The organism is Mesorhizobium sp. WSM4817 (genome assembly GCF_055811135.1).
On sequence record NZ_JBVVQQ010000019.1, the window covers coordinates 62429 to 86682 of the forward strand.

General features: G+C 61.1%; 22 protein-coding genes and 1 pseudogene. 3 read left to right on the top strand and 20 right to left on the bottom strand.

Going from position 1 to position 24254, the window contains the following annotated elements; all coding sequences use genetic code 11:
* Positions 1–203 precede the first annotated feature (203 nt).
* Complete coding sequence (gene glmS / locus AC0L2K_RS23710; RefSeq protein WP_473532466.1) at positions 204–2027, bottom strand: glutamine--fructose-6-phosphate transaminase (isomerizing); 1824 nt, start codon at positions 2025–2027, stop codon at positions 204–206.
* A 326-nt stretch (positions 2028–2353) separates the two neighbouring features.
* Between glmS and AC0L2K_RS23715 the strand changes: the two genes are divergently transcribed.
* Positions 2354–2575 (top strand): hypothetical protein, encoded by a 222-nt coding sequence (locus tag AC0L2K_RS23715; RefSeq protein ID WP_473479490.1) that lies wholly within the window; start codon positions 2354–2356, stop codon positions 2573–2575.
* A gap of 1298 nt (positions 2576–3873) precedes the next feature.
* Here the strand turns inward: AC0L2K_RS23715 and rlxS are convergent.
* From rlxS to queC, 15 genes and pseudogenes are all read right to left on the bottom strand, one after another.
* Positions 3874–5844, bottom strand: coding sequence for a relaxase/mobilization nuclease RlxS (gene rlxS / locus AC0L2K_RS23720; protein ID WP_473532467.1), 1971 nt, complete (start codon positions 5842–5844; stop codon positions 3874–3876).
* A 207-nt stretch (positions 5845–6051) separates the two neighbouring features.
* Positions 6052–6735 (bottom strand): lytic transglycosylase domain-containing protein, encoded by a 684-nt coding sequence (locus AC0L2K_RS23725; RefSeq protein WP_473532468.1) that lies wholly within the window; start codon positions 6733–6735, stop codon positions 6052–6054.
* On the bottom strand, positions 6723–7271 hold the full coding sequence (locus AC0L2K_RS23730; RefSeq protein WP_473532469.1) for a S26 family signal peptidase: 549 nt from the start codon (positions 7269–7271) through the stop codon (positions 6723–6725). Before AC0L2K_RS23730 ends, AC0L2K_RS23725 begins: the two co-directional genes overlap by 13 nt.
* Positions 7268–7537, bottom strand: a complete 270-nt coding sequence (locus AC0L2K_RS23735; RefSeq protein WP_473479475.1) for a helix-turn-helix transcriptional regulator — start codon at positions 7535–7537, stop codon at positions 7268–7270. Before AC0L2K_RS23735 ends, AC0L2K_RS23730 begins: the two co-directional genes overlap by 4 nt.
* Positions 7538–7713: 176 nt before the next feature.
* Positions 7714–8037 (bottom strand): DUF736 domain-containing protein, encoded by a 324-nt coding sequence (locus tag AC0L2K_RS23740; RefSeq protein ID WP_473532470.1) that lies wholly within the window; start codon positions 8035–8037, stop codon positions 7714–7716.
* Positions 8038–8659: 622 nt separating this feature from the next.
* Positions 8660–8860 carry a hypothetical protein gene (locus AC0L2K_RS23745; protein ID WP_473532471.1) on the bottom strand — a complete coding sequence of 67 codons (201 nt, stop codon included), beginning with the start codon at positions 8858–8860 and terminating at the stop codon, positions 8660–8662.
* A 463-nt stretch (positions 8861–9323) separates the two neighbouring features.
* Positions 9324–9563 (bottom strand): hypothetical protein, encoded by a 240-nt coding sequence (locus AC0L2K_RS23750; RefSeq protein ID WP_473532472.1) that lies wholly within the window; start codon positions 9561–9563, stop codon positions 9324–9326.
* A 128-nt stretch (positions 9564–9691) separates the two neighbouring features.
* Entirely contained in the window at positions 9692–10111 is a 420-nt protein-coding gene (locus AC0L2K_RS23755; protein WP_473518564.1) for a DUF2958 domain-containing protein, read from the bottom strand.
* A 145-nt stretch (positions 10112–10256) separates the two neighbouring features.
* Positions 10257–11243: an ArdC family protein gene (locus tag AC0L2K_RS23760; RefSeq protein ID WP_473532473.1), complete on the bottom strand. Its 987-nt coding sequence runs from the start codon at positions 11241–11243 to the stop codon at positions 10257–10259.
* A gap of 401 nt (positions 11244–11644) precedes the next feature.
* A complete protein-coding gene (locus AC0L2K_RS23765; RefSeq protein WP_473532474.1) occupies positions 11645–12361 on the bottom strand; it encodes a DsbA family protein in 717 nt (238 codons plus the stop codon).
* A gap of 331 nt (positions 12362–12692) precedes the next feature.
* Positions 12693–13664: pseudogene (locus AC0L2K_RS23770) on the bottom strand (cation:dicarboxylate symporter family transporter); the annotation flags it as partial.
* Positions 13665–14086: 422 nt separating this feature from the next.
* Complete coding sequence (locus tag AC0L2K_RS23775; protein WP_473532475.1) at positions 14087–15346, bottom strand: glycosyltransferase family 9 protein; 1260 nt, start codon at positions 15344–15346, stop codon at positions 14087–14089.
* A gap of 746 nt (positions 15347–16092) precedes the next feature.
* Positions 16093–16827, bottom strand: coding sequence for a 7-carboxy-7-deazaguanine synthase QueE (queE, locus tag AC0L2K_RS23780; protein WP_473532476.1), 735 nt, complete (start codon positions 16825–16827; stop codon positions 16093–16095).
* The gene (gene queD / locus AC0L2K_RS23785; RefSeq protein ID WP_065010611.1) at positions 16824–17180 is read right to left on the bottom strand and encodes a 6-carboxytetrahydropterin synthase QueD; all 357 of its coding nucleotides are present in this window, start codon (positions 17178–17180) and stop codon (positions 16824–16826) included. The genes queE and queD overlap by 4 nt, the downstream gene beginning before the upstream one ends.
* On the bottom strand, positions 17180–17878 hold the full coding sequence (queC, locus tag AC0L2K_RS23790; protein WP_473532477.1) for a 7-cyano-7-deazaguanine synthase QueC: 699 nt from the start codon (positions 17876–17878) through the stop codon (positions 17180–17182). The genes queD and queC overlap by 1 nt, the downstream gene beginning before the upstream one ends.
* A 423-nt stretch (positions 17879–18301) precedes the next feature.
* Here queC and AC0L2K_RS23795 point away from each other — a divergent pair, with 423 nt between their 5' ends.
* Entirely contained in the window at positions 18302–18691 is a 390-nt protein-coding gene (locus tag AC0L2K_RS23795; protein ID WP_473532505.1) for a hypothetical protein, read from the top strand.
* Positions 18692–19762: 1071 nt separating this feature from the next.
* Here the strand turns inward: AC0L2K_RS23795 and AC0L2K_RS23800 are convergent.
* From AC0L2K_RS23800 to panB, 4 genes are all read right to left on the bottom strand, one after another.
* Positions 19763–20392 (bottom strand): acyl-homoserine-lactone synthase, encoded by a 630-nt coding sequence (locus AC0L2K_RS23800; protein WP_473532478.1) that lies wholly within the window; start codon positions 20390–20392, stop codon positions 19763–19765.
* 94 nt (positions 20393–20486) lie between these two features.
* Positions 20487–21212 (bottom strand): LuxR family transcriptional regulator, encoded by a 726-nt coding sequence (locus tag AC0L2K_RS23805; protein WP_065010609.1) that lies wholly within the window; start codon positions 21210–21212, stop codon positions 20487–20489.
* 112 nt (positions 21213–21324) lie between these two features.
* On the bottom strand, positions 21325–22224 hold the full coding sequence (gene panC, locus AC0L2K_RS23810; RefSeq protein ID WP_473532479.1) for a pantoate--beta-alanine ligase: 900 nt from the start codon (positions 22222–22224) through the stop codon (positions 21325–21327).
* The gene (gene panB / locus AC0L2K_RS23815; RefSeq protein WP_473532480.1) at positions 22221–23009 is read right to left on the bottom strand and encodes a 3-methyl-2-oxobutanoate hydroxymethyltransferase; all 789 of its coding nucleotides are present in this window, start codon (positions 23007–23009) and stop codon (positions 22221–22223) included. Before panB ends, panC begins: the two co-directional genes overlap by 4 nt.
* 221 nt (positions 23010–23230) lie before the next feature.
* Between panB and AC0L2K_RS23820 the strand changes: the two genes are divergently transcribed.
* Complete coding sequence (locus tag AC0L2K_RS23820) at positions 23231–24193, top strand: NUDIX hydrolase (RefSeq protein WP_065010606.1); 963 nt, start codon at positions 23231–23233, stop codon at positions 24191–24193.
* The last annotated feature ends 61 nt before the right edge of the window (positions 24194–24254 follow it).

The following is a 24254-nucleotide window of genomic DNA, read 5'->3' on the forward strand; positions in this document are numbered from 1 at the left end:
GGCGCGATGTGAACTGAAATGCGCACTACGCACGACCAGGTGCGATGAGGGAATGGGCAGGACCGCTCAGACTGGAACCTTTCGGTGGAGCAAATATGTCCACTTGGCCGCAGACCTGATCTGCGTCTCGTCGACATCCAAATGCCGGTGACGCTTGGAAGTGTATTTCCGATGGACGCATGCCACCTATGAGCGCGTCACAATCATTCGACGGTAACCGATTTTGCGAGATTGCGCGGCTGGTCGACATCTTTGCCCATGGAGACCGCCGTATGATAGGCAAGAAGCTGTATCGGCAGCGAGAAAATCATAGGTGCGATAATCTCGTCGACGGCCGGCAGCACGATCGTATGCATCGTGTCGAGTTTCGACGCAGCGGCCCCATTTTCATCGGTGATGAGGATAATCCGCCCTCCACGGGCGGCCGCTTCCTCCATATTGGAGACGGTCTTGTTGAAAAAGCGATCATGTGGCGCGATGACGATCACTGGCATGTTCTCGTCTATCAATGCGATCGGACCATGCTTCAATTCGCCAGCCGCATAGCCCTCAGCATGGATGTAGGAAATCTCCTTGAGCTTCAGCGCACCTTCCATCGCCAGTGGGAAACTGGTGCCGCGGCCAATATACAGGACACCATGACACTTTGACAGTTCGCGCGACAGGAGCTCGATATCTGGCTGGATGCTGTTCAGTACCCGGCCCATGACGCCCGGCATTTCGGCAAGGCTCCGGACGAGCGCCTTCACCTCATATTCAGTTAGCGTTCCACGGTCCTTGGCAGCGCCGATGGCGAGTGTGGCCAGAACCGCAAGCTGGCACGTGAAAGCCTTGGTGGAGGCGACGCCGATCTCCGGGCCGGCAAGGATCGGGAAGATCGCGTCGGCCTCCCGAGCGATGGTCGATTCGCGGGAATTGACGACAGCGCCGGTTTTCAGCCCACGCCCCTTGCAGTACCTCAGGGACGCGAGCGTATCGGCGGTTTCGCCGGATTGCGAAATGAAAAGAGCCGCCGATTCCGGCGGCAACGGGATCTCCCGGTAGCGGAATTCGGACGCAACGTCGATTTCGACCGGCAGGCGCGCATAGCGCTCGAACCAGTATTTTGCGATCAGTCCGGCCAGATAGGCGGTGCCGCAAGCCGAGATCGCCAGGCTCGGGATGCTGGCGAAATCTATGCTCGAAACCGCATCGACGCGATTCCCTTCGAAGTTGATGTAATGATCGAGCGCACGGGCGATGACCTCGGGCTGCTCGTAAATTTCCTTCTCCATGAAGTGGCGACGGTTGCCCTTGTTGGCCAGGTATGCCCCGGCCGTGGAAGTCTGGCGCGGACGTTCGACGGGATGGCCATCGAAATCGAAGATATCGGCGCCTGCCTTGCCGATAACGGCCCAGTCGCCGTCGACGAGATATGTGATTGCATTTGTGAAGGGAGCTAGCGCCATGGCGTCGGAGCCCAGGAACATCTCGCCGTCGCCGTGACCGATCGCCAGCGGTGGTCCATTGCGCGCCGCCATGATGGTCGACGGATCATCCTCGAAGAGAATGGCAAGCGCGTAGGCGCCCCTGACGCGCTTCAGCATGGCGTGCATTGCCTCACCCCGCCCCATGCCCTCCCGGCGGTGTCTTGCCAAGAGATGCACGACGACCTCGCTGTCGGTGTCGGTCTGGAACTCGGCGCCCGCCGCCACCAGTTCGTCCTTCAACTCGGCGAAATTCTCGATAATGCCGTTGTGAACGACGGCCACACCGTCCGTAAAGTGCGGGTGCGCGTTGCGCTCAGTCGGTGCCCCATGCGTTGCCCAGCGCGTGTGTGCGATGCCGATGGTGCCACTCAGCGGCTCTTCCTTCAACCTCGTCTCGAGATTGATGAGCTTGCCCTTGGCGCGCCGGCAGTGCAACGAGCCCTCGGTGATGGTGGCAACGCCGGCTGAGTCATATCCTCGATATTCGAGACGCTTCAAAGCGTCGACCAACCGATCAGACACCGGCTGATGCCCAACGATGCCAACAATCCCGCACATGATCGTCTCCGAATTCTTCCCGGTAGCCTCAGCCGACCCGAAGGGCACCGCCCGGCGCTGAGCCTCCTAGTAGAATTCGGTAAAACAGGTAAAATCGATTGTTGGGATGGCTGCCATCCAGCCAGTGGATAGAAGAGGACGTGTTGACCAGCGAGAAACGGTACGCGCGGTGCCGGCTTGCGTCCACCAACCGCCAGTTGGGACGAGTTTCCGTAGTCGGCTGAGGCGTAACGATTATCGCAATGTCCGCTTTTTACATGCTGTTGACTCGCCCAGTTAACGGCCCTTAGAACCATTGACTGCTACAATGCTTAGGGGTTTTCAAAATGCCGTTCAAACGGGCCGGTCTATACCCTGCCGATCTCGATCTATGCCAACGGGTATTCGACCAGATATGCAGTGACGAGCATATCGCCCGCTCATCGTTGGAGGCCGACAACCTCGCCCTGGATATTTTAGTCGCGTTGGAAGAAGAGGCTGACGCGGATGAGGCTGAGCTGCTTGAACTCATCAGATCGAAGCGGCGGGCTACTCGTCATCTCCGCTGAGGGATGCAGTCACCCAGACCTTCCCTTTGCCTGTTCGACTGCCTTGCTGGCCGCCTTGGCAAACTCCTGCATGTTTGCTCACGCGCACTGTCGGCCGTCTGGAACTTGCGCCAAACTCATCAGTTCTGGACAATGCCAAACAGCGCGTGGCAACGACCCTGACTTCCATCGGCACGCTTACATCCCGGCCGGCTGCTCAACGCCCCTCAAGGCGTGGCCTGGAAGCGTCGCAGCGCCCGCGGCAGCGCGGCGGCCAACCTTGACTGCGTCTCGACACGAGGTCGGCGCTTCACCGGAAACGACGCAAGGGCAGCGACAAGCACATGCGCAGGAGCCTGCCGCGGCAGTCAACTGAACCAGCAAGCGGCCCCGGGTGTTCATCCGCTTTCATCCGGGCTTCGCCGTCAACCCAAAGCGGACAGCTGATGTGCTACAAGAACCGGACTACGACAACTTCGGCGTCGAGCTCCGGCCGGAGTTTCGCCACCACCGGGCCGATCCCCATCTCAGTAGACAGCCTCTATAGGGGCGTTTGCGGTTTCGAGTTGGGTTCTCAATGGCAGATAGCTGCGGTGAAGGTGTGGGCTGAGCAATTGCGGGTCGGCCGGAGACATGCGCAGCAGCAGTTCGTTTTTATGTGCCGTTGCTGGGTTATGAATCGGCTGCGCACGGTCCGGTCTTTTGAGTAGGCAAGGCCAATTTTCGAGGTGTTGGGGCTGCTCATGGCTCCCTCCCGAGTTGGGACGGAAGCATGATGCTCGCCTACAGCCGACGATGCTCGTAACGTTTATCGCCGATGTCGACATCGTTACACCCCATCGGTGCGACGAGCCTCGGCTTTTCCGAGCATAAGAGCGGTTCACCTCGTCCACCGATCAGCTTGGAAAGCGGCGATACTCTGATGCTCGAAGCGCATGGCCAAACTGCTCGACCTCGTCAGATCGTTCGCGAGCCATTGAAGCGGAGGCGGACTCGTTGCTCGGAATGCCCTTATCCTCATGCCATGTGGAAGGGCATCCACAGCGACAGCAGCCGGGAGGAGCTCGATCCCTTGTTTTTTGTCGAGCTGGTTCAGTAAATGTCCTCGACGTTTGCACGAGCTCCGGCAAGCTTAACGGCGATCTGGCGCGAGCCCGAGCATCTTGGTTAGAATGGGATCGCAATTGGCCACGGGGCGCGCTGTCGTTGGTTCGATAGACCTACCAGAGCTGGTGGCACTCACGCTCTCGGAGCGCCTTGGTCGAACTCTTGCCGGGCCATCCAAGGCACACCGCACTCACGCATGGCTGCCACACAAGTTATGAAACGCTAGGCCCACTCCTTTGCCGACCGATGTTCCAGGAGATACCGTCTCGCTGCACTATGCCAGAAATCTCTTTGCCGACATGCCGCTCGAGCACCGGCCGCCACGGGACGAGCACAAACTCGCGCGATTTCTCGATAAGGGCGTATTTGCCGCTGGCGAGCTCAACTGAGCGGCGGAGAGTGCCTTGTACCCGGTCTCCGGGTCGCACTTCAGCATAGGACAGACCGAGCTCTTCCGAGAGCTGACCGGCAACACGGTTCAGTTCACGCTGGCGGAGGATCGAAATCATGTTGGCGCGATAGACGGTGCGGTCCTGCTCTTCATGCGCGAGACCCTGAGCAATCAGCCATTGCCGCCTGCGGGCTTGCGCCTCCCGCACGTCACGGCCAAAGCCGGAGTTGCGCAGGGCCTCCGGTGAATCGGAAACCATTTCCCGGTCGATCCAGGTGGCACCGTCGAACCCGATTTGCTGATCAAGCGACATTGATGAGAGCTTGTCGACGACAACAGGCACAGCCATGGCTCGCTTGCGCTCGTAGTCGGCGACTTGGTCGAGATGGTTCGGCGCGATAATCCATGTGCCGTCGGCTTCGCGCCTGACAGTGCCGGTTTCGCGGCGAATGGCTTCCAGACGACGCACATGGGTTTCGGCGAAGCGTTCGCTGGCAGACGGATCATGCTTCAGGTGGATATCAACATTGTAGCGCCCGCCGTGGACGGCAGCGATCTCGGCCACGGTGCGGTCAACCTGCCTCGGCCCGGTGTTTCTTGGCGTGACACGGACGATGCAGCCGTCGGGCGTCGGTTCGGTGGCCTCGCCTTTGCCGACATCGATGTAGTGGCTTTTCCCGTCCACCCCATCCACAATGAGGTAGTGGCGGTCGTTGATCTCGTCGGCAAGCCCGCGCGCCACAAGGCGGCCAACGAAAGGTTGCGCGAGCTGCCCGGATTGATCGTGGATCACACAGTCGGCTGCACTTCGGGATAGTCCTCTACCCGCAATGTCTCGGTGCATCGTCTTGATTATGTCACCGCGCTCGCCGATGCGCTGCAGTGTCGCTTCGAGCTCATCGTCGAGGCGCCAGCGGCCGGAGCTGATCTCCTCGGCCAGACCCATCCGTCCGAGTTTGCGCAGGCGGCCCTGGTGCAGGGTCTGTCGAAAGTCGTTGCGGCCGACCGGAGAAACCAGTCCATCGCTGTCGCGCATGCTGAGCAGCTGCCGGTCGATGCTGGTGAAGCGCTCCTGCTCCATTTCCTGGCGCAGGCGGTGCTCGATCTCGCGATCGGTTCGTGGACCGAGATCGAGGCTGACCAGCTCGGCGGTCCGTTCGCGGATTCCGCTTGAGATATATTCCCGCGCAATGACGAGGTTCTCGCCGCGGTCGTCCTTGCCACGGACGATAATATGGGTGTGCGGGTGGCCGGTGTTGAAATGATCGACGGCAACCCAGTCGAGCTTCGTGCCGAGATCCTCCTCCATCTGCGCCATGAGCCGGCGCGTGAGTGGCTTCAGGTCGTCATACTGGATGCCGTCTTCGGGTGCGACGATGAAGCGGAATTGATGCCGATCGCCATCGGCACGATCAAGGAAGGCCTTGCTGTCGACGCGATCACTGTCGGCGCCGTAGAGCTCGCCAGGCGCGCCTTCCCGGGTAACGCCGTCGCGTTGGATGTAGCGCAGATGCGCACGCGCCCCACCCTGGCCTTTGCCGGCCAGCTTGACGACGCGCGCCTTGACCACCACCCGCCGCTGCCGGAAGGCAGCATACCTGTCGCGTGATTTCAGCAGCGCGGCGGCCGCTCCGCCGCGCCCTGCCCAGCTGCCGTTAAAGCGGCCGCCGGGCTGGGGCCGGCCGCCGGCTCTGTTGATCGCCGCCAGGACCTGGCTGGCGAAGCGTTTGCCTGCCTTCGAGCCGCGCGAGCCTATTCTGCCGAGCTTCGGCCTGAATTCGTCATCCTGCATCGTGGCCTCCCAGAAATCTCAAGCAGTGTCAGATACTTGCGTATTCCGCACTCCCGGCTCTGCCAGCAGCCTCCAGGAAAAACGATGTGCAGACAAAGACTTCGCCGCCTCCTGGAGGCAATGCCTTTATCTTGCCTTACGCCGCCCTTCCGCTTTCCGGCTTCCGCACCCGCCCTTTCCCGCCCCGCAAACCGCCCGCTCGCCGAGTCACCCGCCATTCGGTTTCGTCCGAGCGCGATTGACGCGCAGCGGCACAAAGAGATCGCCTTTCGCTTCGCCGGCGCGAACGCCGTTACGAAGGAAGAAGAGCGAGCGGCCGGAGGGAGCGTTTTGGCTGTTTGGCGCCTTGGAGTCCCCTTCGAATTGATCAATGTCGTCCGCCGAAATCCCCTTCCCCCTGAGCTGTTTAAGATAGGCAGCTGTCTCCTTGGGCAGCGGCTTCCCACGCTTCAAATGCTCTTCGTAGCGCTCGGGTCCTGCGTTATAGGCGGCAAACAGGCCGGGGAATCCGAAGCGGTCAAACATGGCGCTGAGATAGGCGGTTCCGGCGAGAATATTGTCACGCGGATCGTGCGGATCGGCTCCCAGACCGTGCTCGGCACGCATGTCCTCATACGTTTCCGGCATCACCTGCATGAGGCCCATTGCGCCCGCGCGTGAGGTAATTGGGCGGCCGTCGAGCATGGTCTTGCCGCCGCTTTCGGCCTCCATGACCGCGTAAATCCAGGCCTGAGGAATACGGAAGCGTCTGCTTGCTTCGCCTGTGAACTGGTGCCACCTATGAAGCTGCGGAATTTGGGAGATGGCGACCGGCTCAGCGCCGGTCGATGCGGAACAGGCGCATGGCGCAAACGCGATCGTGCCGAACATCAGGAGGGTCACTCGGTCCATAGCGGCACGAGCCTCCCGACGACATTTGCGCGCGGCACCGGCCCGAAATAGCGGCTGTCGAATGACCGAATATCGTCGCTGCCGAGCAGGAAGATTTCGTTGTCGGCGAGTGTCCGGCACCCGTTCCACCGTGGCAGCGGGCGGCCTCTGGTATCCTTCGCCAGCCGTCGCGCAACGATCTCGCCGTCGATGATGACCGCTTCATTGAAGGTGCAGACTTCGTCGCCCGGCAGCGCGGCAAGACGTTTTACCAGCGGCACGTTGCGGGGCAGATAGCCGCGTTGGGCGGCGAGTTCGGCGAGCGATTCTGGCGGGCGGACGAGCGCCAGATCGCCCCGAGCCGGTGCTGCAAACCCGAGGCGATAGAGGCCGACGGGCGCGCTGGCCGAGGCGTTCCAGACCAGCCAGGGCCTTGGTTTGACGGTGCCGGCGAAGCCGATCAGGGTCAGTCCAATCACGGCAGCGGCGATGGTTTTGGGTGCCTGGAGGCGCCGCAGGCCGCTGCCGATCAGACGGATGGAAGGGCGCCGGCTCATGCTCGGCCTCCCTGGCCGGCTTGGCCGGAACCGGCCTCACCACCCTCGTTACCGGCGTACTGTGGGTGTCCTTTCGACCATCCGTCGAGTTCGTCGATGTGGTAGCGGACATAGCGGCCGTGCTTGCGGAATTTCGGGCCGCCGCCCGTGAGCCGCATCTTTTCCAGGGTGCGCTGGGAGAGCCCGATATAGAAGGCTGCTTGGGCTGTGCTGAGAAAGGGACTGCCCTTTTTGGCGCGGGCCGCGCGTTCGTTTTCGTCGTCCATGGTGATCCTCGTTTCGCTTCGGACAAGCGAGGGCGAGGATGGGCGAGCGAGATCGCCTCCGGGACGGGCGAAGAGTCCGGGGAGAGTTTTCGCCGCCTTTTCGGGCGGATGGGTTTGGCTGGAGCGCCTGGGAATGAGCCCCGCGCCGGCTGGGGCGCGAGGCTCGGGTCGGCCGATCAGTCGGCCGGGTTCCAGATGATGGCGTAGGTGTCGTCATCGTCCTGGCCGGCGGCGCGGCCGAGATTGGCGTAGAGCTTGCGCGGTCCGAACTCCGGCGCCGCAATCGACAGGCTCACATAGTCGTTGCCGGAGGTTTCGCCGGTGCGGATCCAGCCGGCGCCAACTTCGACCCCTTGCGTCAGCACCCGGAAGTCGGGATGGTTGTCGGCGCTCTTGGCCTGGTTGGGGACGATGTCGATGTCGGCGCGGACGCTGAGCGTCTTGAGCTGGCCCTTGTAGCTGCCGTTTTCCTGCTTGTTGACGTAACCGATCGCGGTCATTTCGAAGTCTCCTTTTGCTGTCGCCGGGGACCATCCCCTGCGATGGCGGACCGTAATGGGCGCGTCCGGACCGCCTGAACCCGACAGGGCCGAAGCGATAGCGGAGGACCCGAGCGGGCAGCTTTTTTGAAGCGAAGCGGCGCGAGGAAGCCGCCGCAGGCGGCGGGGAAAAAAGCTGATCGGCGAGGGTTTCGGGCGGCCGGATCCGCCCATAGGTCACAAGCCAGCCGCAGGGGAATGGTCCTTGAAGAGAGCAGGAGATCGTGGGAAACGCGGTCGCTACAGCCAGGCAGGAGGGGCGGGAATTTACAAGGCCTGCGGCTGATCAGGTGCCCACGCCGATCGAGATCGTGACCGCAGGTTGGGCGCAGATCAGGCATCGGGCGGGCGGACCGACCCATGGGGATCAGGAGTTTGCCGGCCTGGATTTTGGTGCGCGATGCGGGGCAAAGGAAGCTCGAACATGCAGCCACTGCGACCGGGGTACAGTGCCGAAGGGCTGCTGCCGAGAAGCCGCGGCCGGCCGTGACAGGCTATTCGAAGACGAACAGCGACCTGACCCGTGCCCATTGATCGGCGGTGCGGAAGCCGCCTCGATCAGTGTAGCTTTCGACCGGGAATTTCATCCAGCACGGCAGCCAGGTCTCGACTTGTCTGCGGCGTTATCGCCCGAAAGAAAGTCGCGGATGATCCTCTTTTGCGTCTTCACCTTTTCGGCGACACTGCCGTCCGCGACATGTTCGCCGCCGACTTCGGCAAGCATGGAATTGGCAATTTCCTTGTCGCGCAACAGGTCGAGAATGCGTCGTCCGGTTGCCAGCAAGGGCCGATGTCGACATTCAGATGCTTGCCGAGCGCCTCGATGACGGCGCTGCCGGCTTCAAGTGTCTCGGCCATGACGATGCTGAGAACGCGCACGACATGATCGTCGCGGAGCGCCGGAGCCGCGCGAAGATGCTTGCCGTGCCGAGGTCGTCGCCATTGCCGCAGCGATTGTGCCATCCTCATCCGGTTGCCCAAGCAGCGCCAAGACCTCGCGCCGTTTTTCGGCGAACGCGGCTTCCGCCCTGCTTCCGGCGAGGCTTGCGGCCACGATCTCGCTGCAAGCGCGCTACGGTTCGCGGCGAACCTGCCACAGGCCGGAACCGGCTATCGCATGCGCCACCATCAGGCGAAGTGCTTCGCTCGGACGGTCGAGCAGCCCCAAGCGCACGCCTCTCTGATCAGCCGTGAGAACGTCTCCCATTGCGACACTTCGTCGGAGTCGAGGCGGGCGACGTTCTCGATCAACGAGGCTTCGAGGGCATCGGCGTCCTCGCCAGCCTCCATGATGGCGCAGGGCAAGGGATCGGCTGTACTTCACTCGTCGGCGAGCGATTTCGCGGCGAAATAGCGCGCCGTCCGGCGACGATCTCGAAGCTTTCCGGCGAGCCGTTGGGCCGCACCAGAAGCGGCACGAGGACGCCGCGCGCGCGGACGGACGGCAGAATGTCGGACAGGTCGGGCGCGCGTTTTCCTTGGCGCATGTTGAGGGCGGAAATATTCAGTCGGTCGAGCGGAATATGGGCAAGCTTCGTGTCTTTCTCCTTCGTTTGGGGTGCGATTGTCCCCGCCGGGGAGACCGAAGGCCGATGCGGCGGGGACGGGTTTGCGCCTAGCGGCGCTCTGGCTCCGCCGCGTCTGGCGGAAGCTCGGAATGGGATTTGGCAAGTGCTTCCGCTGCCTGCCGCAGAAGCCGCTCGGCTTCGGTGATCTGGCCGGCGCTGCGCGCGGCCTCCGCATAAACGGACAGCGGAAAACGCGCTATGAAATAAAGGTCGCGCTCGATGCCCAGTCCGAGCGGACCCTTGATGGATTCGAGTTCGGCAAGGCTGACGCTGCCGAGTTCAGGGAAGCCGAAGCCGAGGTCGCAAAGGCCGAACAGCGTGTCGCCGTCCACATCGAGTTCGGTCAGGAGCCAGATCGCAGGACCGGCCGGATCGAACAGTTTCACGACCGGTGCGTGGTCGGTTTCGGTGTCGGCAGCGCCGTTGGCGAGGAGCCGGGCGCGCAGTTCATCGGTGATCAGGATCATTGCGGAATTCCTTCAAGACGGTTCGGGCTGACTGAGTTGCGGCTTTTTGAAACAGGCGGATACGAGCGGCTGGTGCGCCGCGCGCGGGCGCGCATCGGCGCGCCCTCAGAAGCGCAAGGCGGTCGCGCATGGCGATGGAGCGTGCTCACGCGGCGATCTCGGCATTCGCCTCACTTTTGATCTCGGCATGCGCCTCACCTTCGACGTCGGTCTTAAGGCCGAGCAGGAAATCGGCGGCTTTCGAGGCGTGGCTGGCGGCGCGGAAGATGGCGCGATTGTCCTCGCGCAGCACCTTCAGCCATGAGCCGATATAGTCGGCGTGGCGCACCGTCGGCTCGATACCGAGACTGCTGCAGATGAAGGCTGCGGCCATCTCGGCGACCAATTCCTCGCGCGCATAGGTTCTGGAGCCGAATGAGCCTGACAGGTCGCGCGCGAGTCGCGTCGGGTGGCCGGTCCAGTGGCCAAGTTCATGAAAGCAGGTGCGGTAATAGTCGATCTGGTGAAAGAAGGCGGGCTGCGGCGGCACCTGAATAAAGTCGCTGCCCGGCATGTAGAAAGCGCGATCGCCGCCAATGCGAAAATCAGCACCACTTGCATGAATGAGCGCCTCGGCTTGCGGGACGATCTGGCGCGCGGGCAGCGGTTCGGCGGCGGCATAGAGATGTTCGGGCAGGTTATCGCACTGCGCGACATTGAAGACGGTGAAGCGCTTCAAAAAAGGCACGGCCTGCGGCTCATCGCCATCGGCCTTCGCGCGTTCCTTCTCGTCCTTTGGGACAAAGCGATCGGCATGCACGATGGTGGTGCCGTGTTCGCCCTTCCTGACATTGCCGCCAAGGGCAAGCGCCTGCCGGAAGGTGAGCCAGTTCTGGCTGGGGTATGGGCGCTCGATGACGGCGCCCCACAGGATCAGGATATTGATGCCGGAATAGCGCCGCTGGGTGGCTGCATTCCTGGGCAGGCCAAGGCCTGCCTTTGCCCTGCCCCAGGGCTTGACCCATGGCACGGTGCCGCGCTCCAGTTCGGCAACGATGCGATCTGTGATCTCCTGATAGAGGCTGGCGCCTGAGCGCCCGCCCTTGCCCGCGCCAGCCCCTCGGCTGCCGGAACGCTTGTTGTTTGCACGCATTGTCTGTTCCTCCGTTCGCCAATTGCGCCCTCCCCCGGAAGCGGGGTGGGCGGCAAAAGCGACCGGAAAGGCCCGCCGTAGAAGGCGGACCGCATCCGAAGGACCGGAACGAAGAGGAGGACCCGGAGCGGCAAGCGGAGGGTTGCGGGATGCCGCGGCTGGCCTAGAAGGGAGTGCCGCCCACCCCGTGCCACCGGGGAAGGCCACCACAAAAATCGACGCCGGCCAGCTGGCCGGCGACCGTCAGCAGCCGACAGGCTGCCGGCGTCAAGGGGGCGAAGCCGGATGGCCGAGACCGCCTGAGCCTGTCGAAGAAAAGCGGGCTCGGTGCACGAGCACCCGGCGCGCGCCTTCAGGCGCGCGGGCGCTCAGGACTCTGGTCCCGAGAGCAGTTGATGCGGTCAAAATGCCCATTTTGCAGCTGTGGAAGACTGAACCTTGGCGTTTGCGCGCACATCGGCGATGCAGCTTCGCAGCCCGGCCGTCTCTACCACCCCGGCTATCACTTCGTCGCCGACCACCAACGCCGGCGTGCCGGTGATGTACAGCTCGTTCGCGAGCGCGCGATCGCGTGCGATGGCTTCGGTGATGGCCGGGCCTTCCATATCCCGCTTGAGCTGCTCAACATCGAGGCCGACACGTGCCGCAATGACTAGGGTGGTTCTTTGGTTCACCAAGCCGGGAAAAGCAAAAAGGGCGCGATTAAACGCCTCATATTTTCCCTGTTTGTGGGAGGCGAGCGCCGCACGCGCGGCGAATTCGGAAGCAGGTCCCAGGACCGGGAGCTGTTTACGCACAATCCTCAGATTGGAATCATGCTTGAGGGCTTGCTGGAGAATGAGGTCCATTTCCTTGCACAGCGGGCAGTTGTAGTCGAGGAATGAGACCAGGGGGACGTCGCCCTGCGGATTGCCGGCGATTGGCGAGGCGAGGTCGTTGAGGAGTGCGTCGCGATGCTGCGGAATGAGTATCCTCAAGTCCGCCGCGAGCAAGGCGTTCATCTCCGAGCCGTTGCAGGTCGTCAACCTATCTGGCTGTCGCCTTAGCGTTCCCAGCACGGACAGGGCGAGGACTAAAAAACCGATTACGGCGACAAGGACGGCGTTTTGCTTTGACATGGGTCGGGCTCCAATCAGCCGTTAACGGGGCAGCAACGGCTGGCCTTTTGGCGTGAAAGTTGGTCGTCGCTTTGGATCGCTTGCCCGGCAGTTCCCGCAGTATCGGCAGTCGCGGGGGCTCACAATGTCGATGCCGGCGCCATCTGGCGGTTGCTTTATGACGGCTTCGCTCCAATGGGCTGACTGCATAGCTGAGCGGCGTTCGCGAGTTGCCAGCCGAGACCACCGGTCATCACGCCGGGCGATCTGCCCTTCAACGAACGCCCGAGCGCCGAAGGACCCGCTCGCGAGAGCCTTTGCCAATCGTCCATCATCCGGCTCGCCCTTCGGGCAACACGAACCTTCCCACTGCGTTGCCGAGAAAAATGGTCAGCACACGGCACTCCGACACAAAGTGGTCGACGCGAAGAATAAGCGTCACGCCGACAGCTGGGGCGGTCGGAACGACAAAGAGCGCCGCGGCCAACGTGAGGAGGCCCGCACCGGTAATGCGAGTTGTTCCCTTCGAAGAGAGCAAGGCGACGAACAGCAGCAGGATCCGACCGCCGATCGACATATCCGTGTTCGTCGCCTGGGCGAGGAAGAGGGGGACCAGCGTCAGGTGGATATTGGTGCCGTGCAGATTGAATGAATATGCGGCCGGGATGCCGAGGCCCACGACCGAACGCCTGGCGCTCGCCCCTTCGACGGGCGCGGCCCTCATCAGAATGCCGACCAGCTTGAACACCGGCGCGAGGAGCGCCTGAAGCAAAGAAAGCACAGGCTTGCCCGTGTCGCCGACCATCGCCAGAGCGATGCCGAACAGCACCGAGAAGAACAGGACCTGCATGATGTCGCCTTCGGCGAAGGCACCAACGATTGACGGCATCAGCAAGCCGGTCACGAACTGCTCGTGGATCTTCGCCGCATAGCCCTTCACGGCCTGAGCATCGAGCGAGGCTGGATCGATGTTGAGGCCGGCACCTGGCTGAACGACATTTGCGACAATGAGACCGACAATCAATGCGAGGCTCGAGAAGGTGAGGAAATAGATCATTGCCTTGCCGGCGACCCGGCCGACCTTCTTGAGATCGTTCATGCCGCCGATGCCGGTTGCAATTGTCAGGAAGATGACAGGCGCGATGATGATCTTCACGAGCTTGATGAAAGCATCGCCGAGCGGCTTCAGAGCCTCTCCGCTCCCCGGATAGAAAAAGCCAACAGCGACGCCAAGGGCGACGGCGGCAAGCACCTGAACGTAAAGCCGCGCAATATGGGGCTTACGAGGCCCGGCGTTCGCGCTGTGGACTTGTGGAGCTAACACCGTTTCTCTCCCTGCCGGATCGGGGCGGGCTCTTCCTCGCTTCAAGGCCTCTCACTGGCGGCGCTCCGGTCGAACGCTGCTGCCATCTCGGGCGCAAGTGCCGTGCCAAGCAGCGGCGGCGCGATAATGCGCAGGACCTTTCACGCAGTGCCGCATTCGCCGCAGGCGCGTGCTCTCTTAAAAACAAGGGCAGACCGTCGGCGGACATGCGACCTGGCAGCGGCCGAAAGGTCGTCGAGGCAACCTGTTTGCCTTGGTGGCTGCGGATCGGGATCTAGATGGTCGACATCTGGCTATGGCTATGTCCAAGCCATCGCCCAGTCGGCTGAGCCTGTCGGATATCAAACACCGCTGTCGACAGGCGATCGCTACCGCGACGCGTATAGTCTGGCGTTCCACAGATGGAGTAATCGACGGCCGTGTTACGGCATGGGCCCTGAGCTGCCTCTTCGCGCGCGATCGTCGTTCTGGCCGCACCGCCCACGTGCCACAATAAGTTTGTCCCGCCCCTTACAATAATTCATCAAGGCGTCTACCTCGGCAATCACCAGATCGGGCGTGATGTCGAACTTGCAGCGGACTTTGACCGGACAGCGCCGCACTTTGTCCAGACCACATCCGCGACATTCAATAACGCTCATAAGCATGCTGACCAGGGGACCACGAAAGCCCCAAATTTCCGGTAGATGTGACGCGGTGAAAATGCCGACAGTAGGGCGGCCAAGCTGGGCAGCGACATGCCCAGTGCCTGAATTGTTCGACACCACGAGCGCGGCCGAATTCATGAGATGATTGAATTCCAATTCTGACAAGTCGACAGCCGTTCGAATCTCCGCGGCTCCACGGTCGCGAGCTGTCATCGCGACCTCCTCAAGCGCTTCCCGGCTTTCGCCACGGCCGACGAGAACCACCTCACCGCGGGTAGAAAGAGCAGCGACAAGTTTGCCAAAATTTTCAATCGGCCAATCGCGCAGGCTGGAATTCGAAAACGGAGCCACGACGATCGGGGACTTGCCTTCTGCCGAACTCTGTCGGCGGCCCGCTTCACTTTCTGCGTCGAAACAGGCCGCTGCCTTTGCGACCAGAAAGAGGAGGATTTCCGACACATGCTGGAGACGTACCTGCTTACGGTCAACGAACCAATCAAGCCATGTGCGAGGGAATTTGTCGGCGATCCCTATTTTTTGGGCCAGCTTGTAGAAGATGGTTCTGCGCAATTTCAGATCGAATGGCGCTATCGCAATATCGATCTGATGCATTCCGTAAGGATCAACTATCGCCGCACGATGCCTGGCGGGGACTTCGAGCAAAATGGGCCTTGTCTCATCCGGGACACGCATATCAATGGCGAGATCAAACTCGCCGGTCAGCAGCGGCCGTATGTCGGCCGCTTTCTTGCGGGTATCGACCTTCGGGTTGCGAGGAAAGAAGTCAAAAGCAACGTAATCGTCGGCGAGGTCGAACTGTTTTGCAGTGTCGATGTTCCAGCTTCCGACCACCAACGTAATGTGGGCATCGGCAAAGCGCTGACGCAGGTCCATCAGGGGCGCTAGAGACATCCAAAAGTCCCCGACACGATCAAGCTTAAGCGCCAAAATTCTCATCTTGGCGCTTGGCTGTTCCGACTCTTCCCAACTGCGGTATATAATTTGATTGGCGTCGCGCTTTGTAAAGTATCCCATTGCCATTCCGAGGTTATACGTACAACATTGCTAGCCAAGTTATGTGTGTGTAGGTTGGATTCTTCCAATCTGATCCGCGTTAACAAATTAACGCGGCAAACGACTCTGAAACGACTGGTGATTTGCAGTGTTCGCGTCTGCGAACCGAAAGAGGAGTTCCGGCGTCAGCCCCGGTCAGTCCGGAAGCGTTGCCGACCAGCGACGGCAACGACGAGCGGAAAGATGGGCTGTCGAATTTCTTTGCGGGAAGAGGCAGGTGCGGACTGGCCTGAATGAGTTAGGCCTGGGTGACGCCGATCGTTCAACGGTTCTGAGAGGGGAAAGACTCCGCTAAGAAATCGAGGTCGGACAATTCGAAATCGTCGGCCTGCTGCAAGTCATTCCCAGGACAATTTCCAGCGCACGTCTGAGGTCATGCAAAGATTTTCCCCTTTCGGGCCCCTTTTCACGCGACAGAGGCAGCGGATGGTCGATGCGTGCCGGTGCTGACGTCAATGCGAGATTCCGGAAGGTTGAGAAAATCGTTTGTTTCGATGAAGCCCATCCACGCCATGGATAGATGGCTGCCAAAGTTTGCGGCCACAATACAGCGGAGCGGTAGCCTAGCCGCTCCGGTGCGCGCTCACTTTCGAAGCGCCCAGCACCATCTCGGCATCGAGCACCTCCGGAAGTACCCGGCAGCGCCGCCAAATGGCGGCCAACCCGTCGAACCGAAAATCCGGGGGCGCATTCCCGCACAGGCGCGACTAGACGCCTCTCCTGTTTCCCCAGAGCATAACGTGCAACTGCGGCAACACGCGTGCTTCGAACCACCTGTCGTGTGTCACCTTTTCCACAAGCCACTCCATGCGTTTTATTATTCCGTCCAGGTCGACAGGTGCGTCTTCATTGCCAGGGCGCGGTGGCGTGTGGTTGCCGGGTTGCAGATAGACCGGAAGGCGCGGAAATCGCGCGGCGGCGTCTTTGGCATAGGCGTAGTCACTCTCGTCGAAAACAACGAGCTTGAGCACGATTTGCGGCTTCTGCTGCGCCGCTTCTATGCACGCCTCGAATGCAGCCCAATCGGTCCTCATTTCGCTTGACGGCGGCTTTGGGCTGAGAACCAGCACATCAAGATCCGCAAACCAGTCGCTGACCACCGAACCCTGGGTTTCCAGCGCAAAACGGTAACCTTCACCATGGCCTCGCTCGATCAGCGCACCGAAGGGCTGAATGGCCGGATTACCTCCTGACAGCGACACCATCACTGGCCGGCCACCGGAAAGCCCAACGACGCTTTGCCACACCGCATCGATTGGCATCATCTCCCATTCGTGGCGGAATTGACTGTCCACCGCATGCAGGCTGTCGCACCAGGAGCACCGGTAGTCACACCCGCCGGTTCTGATGAAGACTGTAGGCAAACCGATGAGCACTCCCTCGCCCTGGATCGTGGGCCCAAATATCTCGCTCACACGGATTGCGGGACACGTGTCCGTCACGGCCGGTATTCCGCCCAGGTTTTCGGGGTTTCGCTCACCCGCACGGCCGCGGTTTCCGGCAGACGTGCCTTGCACCATTCATAGAAATGTCTGGCCAAGTATTCCGCCGTGACTTGCTCATGTCCCAGCACCTCGTTGAGGTGCCGATGGTCTAGGCTCTCGTCGATATAGCGTTTGAGCGGCGCCAGATCGTGATAGTCACGCACGAAGCCGTGCGCGTCCAGGTCCTTCGCCGAAAGTTCCACTTCGACGATGTAGTTATGCCCGTGCAGGCGTGCGCACTGATGATCCGGCGGCAAAGAGGTGAGCTGGTGCGAGGCCGAGAAGTGGAATTCCTTGGTGATGCGGAACATCAGGCGCTCCTCCTCCGCAGCGCCTCGAGCCAGAAGACAGGGTCTTCGTAGTCGGTAGGATCAGCGTGCCCCGCGAGATGAAACGCCTCGCGCCGCTCCACGCAGGTCCCGCACCGTCCGCAGTGACGCTCGCCGCCCTTGTAACACGACCAGGTCTCCGCAAATGGCGTTCCGCATCTTGCTCCATCCCGGACGATGTCGCCCTTCGTGAGGTTGACGTAAGGCGTGTAAAGGCGAATCTCTGCGTAGCCTTCCAGCGCGCGGTCTTGCATCATCTGGAAAGCTTCGATGAAGGCCGGACGGCAATCTGGATAGATGAAATGGTCCCCACCATGGACGGCCATCGCCACCGCTTCGGCCTTGTGCGCGGTGGCGAGACCGAAGGCAATTGCCAACATGATGGCGTTCCGGTTCGGCACTACCGTGATCTTCATCGTGTCTTCGGCGTAGTGGCCGTCCGGCACGTCGAAATTATCGGTGAGCGCTGAGCCGGAAAGGCCGCGGCCGATTTCGGGGATGTTGATGATCTGGTGCATAGTGTTCAGTCGCTCCGCGCAGAGAGCGGCGAAGCCCAATTCTTTCCTGTGCCGTTGGCCGTAATCGAAAGACAGGAGGCCGGCGAGCTCGTGCTCCGCTGCCATGCTGTGAGCAAGGGAAACGGAGTCCAATCCGCCGGAGCAGATGACGAGAGTCTTCATCGTGGTATCCTTGTTTTGACCGGGTAAGGCTGCGACCGGAGATTTCTCTGCGGTCCCCCTACCCCAGCGAGTCAACTTTGTGAACCCGGTGGAGTCTGATCGCTGACGTGCCGTGGCGCAGCGGGCGTCGACAGCGGGCTCTTTCATGGATGTCCAAACCCAAGCATATGCTCAGAAGGACAGATGCGAAGCGACCTCGAGGCATTGCTGGGAAAGAAGATGACCCATCCAATCTGCGTTAGGGATGCTTGCATAGGCCACACGGGAATTGGCGAAGTAACGAGGAAGGTACGGAGTTCGTTAACGGCGGAAGTGCAGAAGCCCAAGTTCAAGGACAGTGCGCGCGCCCTGCTTCAGGATCAGTTCGATCTGGAACACGAATCCGTCGTTGCAATCACCCCTATATTGCGCGCAATAGCCTACATGGCGTTGGATGAACTGGATTTGGCGATTTTCCAGATGGCGGTCGAAAGCGTCCGCTCACTCTCCCTAAGCTTCAACCAAAAAGCCGCAGAGATAGCCACGAGGAGCCACGGTGTCCTGGTTTTCGACGTGCGGGTCGATGGTGACTCGGAGGTCCAGCGGATCGCAGCCATCCGATATCGAGCCGACCAGACGGGCGTGGTCGCGTTGGACAGACAAGGCCTTGTTACCCGCTCTTGCATGGTCAATGGCACTTTCTCACATTTCATTTCGCCATTGGAGAACTGGGCCGGCATGCCCCTGTCAATGCAGGCCAAGATCGATGTCACCGTCCATGCCGGTCTCTTCCTAGGCGCCTTGCGAAATGCCGGTCATATGCTTGGCAGCTAGCATATGACCGGAATGCATCTGTGGATTTTTGGCTCCATCTGCGCGTCCGAGCTGCCGGCCACCGAGGCTCTGTGGCGCGCGGATGTGTCCGGGGAGAGCGCGACGATCTGCTGCACACGTTCGGATATACCTCACGCGCACGAGCCGCGCTCCTTAGTTACCTTCTCCTTCACGTTACAGGATTGCGCGAAAATATTCCGCCGGTGCGCCTGCTTGGCGGTTACGCCGCGCTTCTGCAGTTAATCGAGCAGGAAAATCGCGCAATCAGTGGAGATCCACGAGAACTGGCTCGAGGCGACCCGCTACCTCAACATGGATCATCTGCGCGAGCACAAGAAGGAGAGCCTGAGAGCACTGGCCGCCTGAGACGCGGCCCGCCATGTCCGCCGCTCCGCTAAACACGGGGCTGCGCGACGGACACGCCAACGTCACCGTTAATGCCCCGCCATTTTGCAGAACTCAGCACACTACCGCTGGTGCTTTACAATCAGGTGGCAAACTGATCATGCGATTCACCGATCCTGCGGGCTTCACCCCAGCCTTGGCTCTTAGGCCTACGGCAGCGTTGATCCATGCCAGCAACACTTCTTACGTGGGAGCATGAATACGAACCCCGTTCGCCGAGCTATTGCGCGATTCACCATTCATTCACTTTATTAGCGCACGTTCAGAAGCGGACATGTTGGTGTAGCTCGTACGTGCCCAAAGCCCCGGCGCATCGACCCAGCGCCGGGGCTTTTTTGGTACCAGAAGGCACCGCTGAGAGGAGCAATCGTCCAGCGGTGCAGGCCTTGGCTGCTTGTGAACGATTCCGGAGTTGCTGCTTTTTTGCGGCGTAAAGAAATCCGGGCTTTTACAGTGTCCAAAAACTCGGGTGTCTGCGGCGGGGCGCGCCATTTGGCGTGGCAACGCTGGAACTGCGGATTGCACCTAAAAACTTCCCGGGCCCAGGTCGTGCGGGGGAATCGACCGGAATAGTCGTAAGCTTCGCACTACGCAGTCCGGCCAGCATATCAACCGTACGTAGCGCACGCGGGCGGGAGCATTGGTCAGGCTGAGCATCGTTAAGCGCTACGCCGACAGGCCGAGAACCGGTTGCCATAATACAGGTCCGTTCAGACGTCCCCTCCAGCGGATGCGCTTGAGGCTAGCGTGGGAAATCTCGAGAAAACCGGCGACCGCCTCTGTGTTACCAACCGGCTTCGGCTGTCCGATGCGCGACAACGGCCACGTTGCGAGACGCAGGATCCGTTCCATGCGCGTATCGGTCACTGTCACAATCCGAGTGAGATTGTTCGCCAAGCCGAATTCGATCATGCCGGCGAAGAGCTCGTACGTTGCTTGCGCCAGTCCGCCAGACTTAGGCGCTGATGGAGGGAGATCGAGTGCGAAACGACTGCTCTCCCAAATGCGGACACTCGCGGGCGCCGCAGTCTCACCCAGCAGCATCGGAAAGGTGTCGCGCAACATTGTCGGTCCGGTAGTCGGTAAAAGACGGACGCAACCGCAAATTCGCCAGTCGGATCCCTTGAGAAGCAGATAGACGGGGTTCAGGCTGTCAAATGCGTCTGTTTCCATCTCGCCTTCGGTCTGAACTTCCCAATCCAGCCTTTCCTTGAAGACCCGATGCCTGAGCCCGTGCATTTCATTGAGCTCGTTTGGAAACTCGCCATAGAGCTCAGGTGTTATCAGCTGCATCATCTGTCGCCTCCGTGCAGGATGTGTTCCCGCTATCGAAGAGCAAAGCCGACATTGATGCAGCCTGTAGACCTTTACAGCTTTCCAACAAAAGGAGTCAGGATCTCCACTGACGGGACGCAGTTAGCCGTGCTATGCCCTGGTTTATGGTTCGCACGCCAAGCTTTGCCTTGGCGTTTTCCAGATGGAAGGTCACGGTGCGTTTCGAGACGCCGAGGATCTGGCTGATATCCCAGGCGGACTTACCGCGCGCCGCCCATTTCAGGGATTCGAACTCCCGCGGGGTCAGCGTTATGCCATCCACCACGCAATCTTCGGCGAGCTGGCGCCGGGCATGTATATGAAAGTTTATTGCGACCAGCTGCAATGCTTTTTCGTAGCGAGTGAGTGACCGCAAGAGAGGCGGACGGGACTGGTCGGAAGCGAAGGTCAGCGCCGCAAACCGGCCGCGACGGTCATGCATGGACATGGTCAATCCGCCGCGAATGCCAAAGTGAGCTGCTTTTTCCAGGATCTCTTGCTGCGAGGCCGGCAGACACTGGCGGGGTCGATCCACGCCCCAATCAAAAGTATCCCAGCCTTGCAGCCCGCGCAGGATCACCGGATCATGGCTGTGGTAGCGCAGTTGCAGATAGTGCGATGTCCAGGATGAAGGATAATTTGAAATCAATCGCGGCCTCTGGCCGGAGGCCGACGGGTAACTGAAATAGGCGAAGAGCGGAAAGTCGAAGCCGGCTGCGGCGGACGCAATCGCCTCATGGAGGTCGACCGCATCGACGCTTGCAGAGAGTTGCTCGACGAAGTTTTCGAATACGCGATACATCAGCCCCTTTGCGCCACCTCCTCGAATGTTGCTCGACGCCAGGCGGAAACCTGGGCCTAAATGACCCCGCATCGATGCGACGCGGACGATTTGGTCGCCATCATCGTCGGCATTACTTTGCTGCTTCCCCGTGAAGCGAACGCCGCGCACCTGGCCGCATACCAACCGGGGATGTTGAGACGTTATCGATGAGCCGTGTGTCGCCGAGCCAAGCCGCGACAAGCAAGCGTGCTGGTCGGTCAAGCCTTGCTAGCGGCTGCAGGTCTGTTTCGCCGCGAAGTTCCAGGTACTCGACCTCGCGATAGCCTGCCGCCAGAATTGTTGCACGCGCTTCATCAAGCGTGGGCAAGACAGGAGAGCCACGCGCAAGCCGCTCAGCCGTGTCGAGCAAGACCGAAGCCAGCTTTGGGGCAATGGCGCGTTCTGCTGGCGAAAGCCGGCTATTGCGCGACGACAGTGCAAGACCATCGGTTTCGCGGACTGTCGGACATGCGACCACCGTGATCGGGATGTCAAGGTCCCGGACCAAGCGCCTGACAAGCTGAAGCTGCTGGAAATCCTTTTCGCCAAAGAAGGCGAAGTCAGCGCCGGTCTGCAGGAAGAGCTTGGCCACGACCGTCGCCACGCCATCGAAATGGCCGGGCCGGAAGGCGCCGCACAGGCCCTCGCTGAGAGCGGACAGCGAAACGGCCGTGGCGAAGCCCGCTGGATACATCTCGTCTGCATTCGGCACATAGAGCAGATGTGCGCCTGTCGGCACGAGCTTGGCAGCATCTTCGTTTTCCGTCCGGGGATAGGCGGCAAGGTCGGCGGCACTGTTGAACTGCTTGGGATTGACGAACAGCGTCACGACTACCCGCTCGGCCTTCTGAAGCGCGGCACGCACGAGTCTCAGATGGCCTTCGTGCAAGGCTCCCATGGTCGGCACAACGGCGATACGGGTGCCTGAGCGACGCCATCCCGCGGCAACAGCGCGGAGCTCGGCAACGGTTCGAACGATCGGCACGCTCATGTGACGCCTCCGGCCTCCGTCTCGTTGGCGTAGAGATGTTCGGCCGCCGGAAAGCGCCGTTCCCTCACGTCGGCGGCGTAAGCCGCTATCGCCGCATCGGCCTGGTCGCCTAATTCGGCGTAGCGCTTGACGAATTTCGGCCGGAAAGAGCTGAAAAGCCCGAGCATATCGTCGCTGACCAGAATCTGGCCGTCGCAGGCGAGCGAGGCACCGATGCCGATCGTGGGGACGGCGATCTCCGCAGTGATGCGCCGTGCAAGCGGCTCGGGCACTTTCTCCAGCACCACCGAGAAAGCGCCGGCCTCCGTGACCGCACCGGCGTCGCGCCTGATGCGCTCGGCATCGTCTCCCCGCCCCTGGACGCGGTAGCCGCCGAGAGTATTGACCGCCTGCGGCGTAAGCCGACATGGGCCATGACAGGCACGCCGCGCGCGGCGAGGAAGCGGATCGTCTCGGCCATGGTCTGCCCCCCCCTCGAGCTTCACCGCTGCACAACCGGTCTCCGCCATCAGGCGCGCAGCGTTGCGGAAGGCCTGGTCGGGGCTTTCTTCATAGGAACCGAATGGCAGGTCTACGACCATCAATGCTCGCACCAGACCGCGGCGCACCGCCTGGCCGTGCATGATCATCATGTCGAGAGTGACGCCCAGCGTCGACGAGAGGCCGTGCAGGACCATGCCGACGCTGTCGCCGACGAGAACGATGTCGCAGTGTCGATCGGCCAACCTGGCGATCGGCGTGGTATATGCCGTCAGGCAGACGAGTGGAGTCTGGCCTTTTCGCATCCGAACATCCAGCGGTGCAATTCCCTTTCGATCACCAGCTGCGCTCAACCCATCCCTCCTTCCCTAGCGTTACCCGCCGCAGGTGTCGCGTTTGGCACATTTTTTTGCAAGTGCGAAGAGCTAAAAATGGGGATGCAGCTGTGCGGTGTTGACGCGCGGACAGCCTCGCTTACATTAAATCGATTAAGGCTCCCGGGCACGGGTCAACCACTTTCACGAACATGGACGATCAGGCAACAGGAACCAGGAAAGACAAAGCCGGCAAGGCGGACCAAGTCAAAGTGGACCTGATCGCCGTCGTCGTGGCCGTAAATGAAAGTGACCCCTGTCTCCTAACCATCGGGGAGGCTGACACCCTGCCGTCCGGACCTTTTGCGCTTGAGCACCGGTCGCCGCAATCCGGTTTGAGGGGGTGGGTCGAGCAGCAGACCGGCCAGCCCTTGGGGTACATCGAGCAGCTTTACACCTTCGCCGATCGGGACCGAATCGGCGTCGAACGCCAGCAACGCGTCATCTCCATCAGCTATCTCGCTTTGACCAGCAAAGAACAGGCAGCGGGCTCATCCAAGTGCGGCTGGCAAAGCTGGTACGACTATTTTCCATGGGAGGACCACCGCTCCGGCACCCCGCCGGTGGTGCTGGATGTTGTGCGACCGCGCTTGATCGGTTGGGCAGACGGAGCCAGCGACGCGGCCACGCGACGCGAACGCCGGCAGCGGGCGGCGATCGCCTTTGGCTTCGACGACCGTTATTGGAACGAGGAGCTCGTGCTTCAGCGATATGAGTTACTTTATGAAGCAGGCCTGGTCCAAGAGGCCGGAAGCGGACGGGAGACGCCGCTTCCCCTGGTGCCGAGCAAACCTATGGTCGCTGATCATCGCCGTATCGTGGCAACGGGCATTGCGCGGCTGCGCTCCAAGATCAAATACCGGCCCGTCGTCTTTGAGCTTATGCGACCGACCTTTACGCTACTGCAGCTGCAGCGAACCGTGGAGGCGCTCGCCGGCAGGCTCATCCACAAGCCCAACTTTCGCCGCCTGATCGAGCAACAGGAACTGGTCGAGGAGACCGGTGAGACCACTGCGGAGACCGGTGGTCGGCCGGCGAAGCTCTACCGCTTCCGCCACGCCGTTCTCGACGAAAGGGCCATCGCCGGGACAAAATTGCCGCTGGCGCGGGGTTGACATCCCTTATACTCACGGCAAGTATATGCCGGTTATCTTCAACTAGAGTATAAGCGGGGGC

Excerpts from the sequence above, each read along its gene's own strand:
- glmS (WP_473532466.1), bottom strand. The coding sequence starts at position 2,027 with ATGTGCGGGATTGTTGGCATCGTTGGGCATCAGCCGGTGTCTGATCGG.
- AC0L2K_RS23715 (WP_473479490.1), top strand. The coding sequence starts at position 2,354 with ATGCCGTTCAAACGGGCCGGTCTATACCCTGCCGATCTCGATCTATGC.
- rlxS (WP_473532467.1), bottom strand. The coding sequence starts at position 5,844 with ATGCAGGATGACGAATTCAGGCCGAAGCTCGGCAGAATAGGCTCGCGC.
- AC0L2K_RS23725 (WP_473532468.1), bottom strand. The coding sequence starts at position 6,735 with ATGGACCGAGTGACCCTCCTGATGTTCGGCACGATCGCGTTTGCGCCA.
- AC0L2K_RS23730 (WP_473532469.1), bottom strand. The coding sequence starts at position 7,271 with ATGAGCCGGCGCCCTTCCATCCGTCTGATCGGCAGCGGCCTGCGGCGC.
- AC0L2K_RS23735 (WP_473479475.1), bottom strand. The coding sequence starts at position 7,537 with ATGGACGACGAAAACGAACGCGCGGCCCGCGCCAAAAAGGGCAGTCCC.
- AC0L2K_RS23740 (WP_473532470.1), bottom strand. The coding sequence starts at position 8,037 with ATGACCGCGATCGGTTACGTCAACAAGCAGGAAAACGGCAGCTACAAG.
- AC0L2K_RS23750 (WP_473532472.1), bottom strand. The coding sequence starts at position 9,563 with ATGCGCCAAGGAAAACGCGCGCCCGACCTGTCCGACATTCTGCCGTCC.
- AC0L2K_RS23755 (WP_473518564.1), bottom strand. The coding sequence starts at position 10,111 with ATGATCCTGATCACCGATGAACTGCGCGCCCGGCTCCTCGCCAACGGC.
- AC0L2K_RS23760 (WP_473532473.1), bottom strand. The coding sequence starts at position 11,243 with ATGCGTGCAAACAACAAGCGTTCCGGCAGCCGAGGGGCTGGCGCGGGC.
- AC0L2K_RS23765 (WP_473532474.1), bottom strand. The coding sequence starts at position 12,361 with ATGTCAAAGCAAAACGCCGTCCTTGTCGCCGTAATCGGTTTTTTAGTC.
- AC0L2K_RS23775 (WP_473532475.1), bottom strand. The coding sequence starts at position 15,346 with ATGGGATACTTTACAAAGCGCGACGCCAATCAAATTATATACCGCAGT.
- queD (WP_065010611.1), bottom strand. The coding sequence starts at position 17,180 with ATGTTCCGCATCACCAAGGAATTCCACTTCTCGGCCTCGCACCAGCTC.
- queC (WP_473532477.1), bottom strand. The coding sequence starts at position 17,878 with ATGAAGACTCTCGTCATCTGCTCCGGCGGATTGGACTCCGTTTCCCTT.
- AC0L2K_RS23795 (WP_473532505.1), top strand. The coding sequence starts at position 18,302 with ATGGCGTTGGATGAACTGGATTTGGCGATTTTCCAGATGGCGGTCGAA.
- AC0L2K_RS23800 (WP_473532478.1), bottom strand. The coding sequence starts at position 20,392 with ATGATGCAGCTGATAACACCTGAGCTCTATGGCGAGTTTCCAAACGAG.
- AC0L2K_RS23805 (WP_065010609.1), bottom strand. The coding sequence starts at position 21,212 with ATGTATCGCGTATTCGAAAACTTCGTCGAGCAACTCTCTGCAAGCGTC.
- panC (WP_473532479.1), bottom strand. The coding sequence starts at position 22,224 with ATGAGCGTGCCGATCGTTCGAACCGTTGCCGAGCTCCGCGCTGTTGCC.
- panB (WP_473532480.1), bottom strand. The coding sequence starts at position 23,009 with ATGCGAAAAGGCCAGACTCCACTCGTCTGCCTGACGGCATATACCACG.
- AC0L2K_RS23820 (WP_065010606.1), top strand. The coding sequence starts at position 23,231 with ATGGACGATCAGGCAACAGGAACCAGGAAAGACAAAGCCGGCAAGGCG.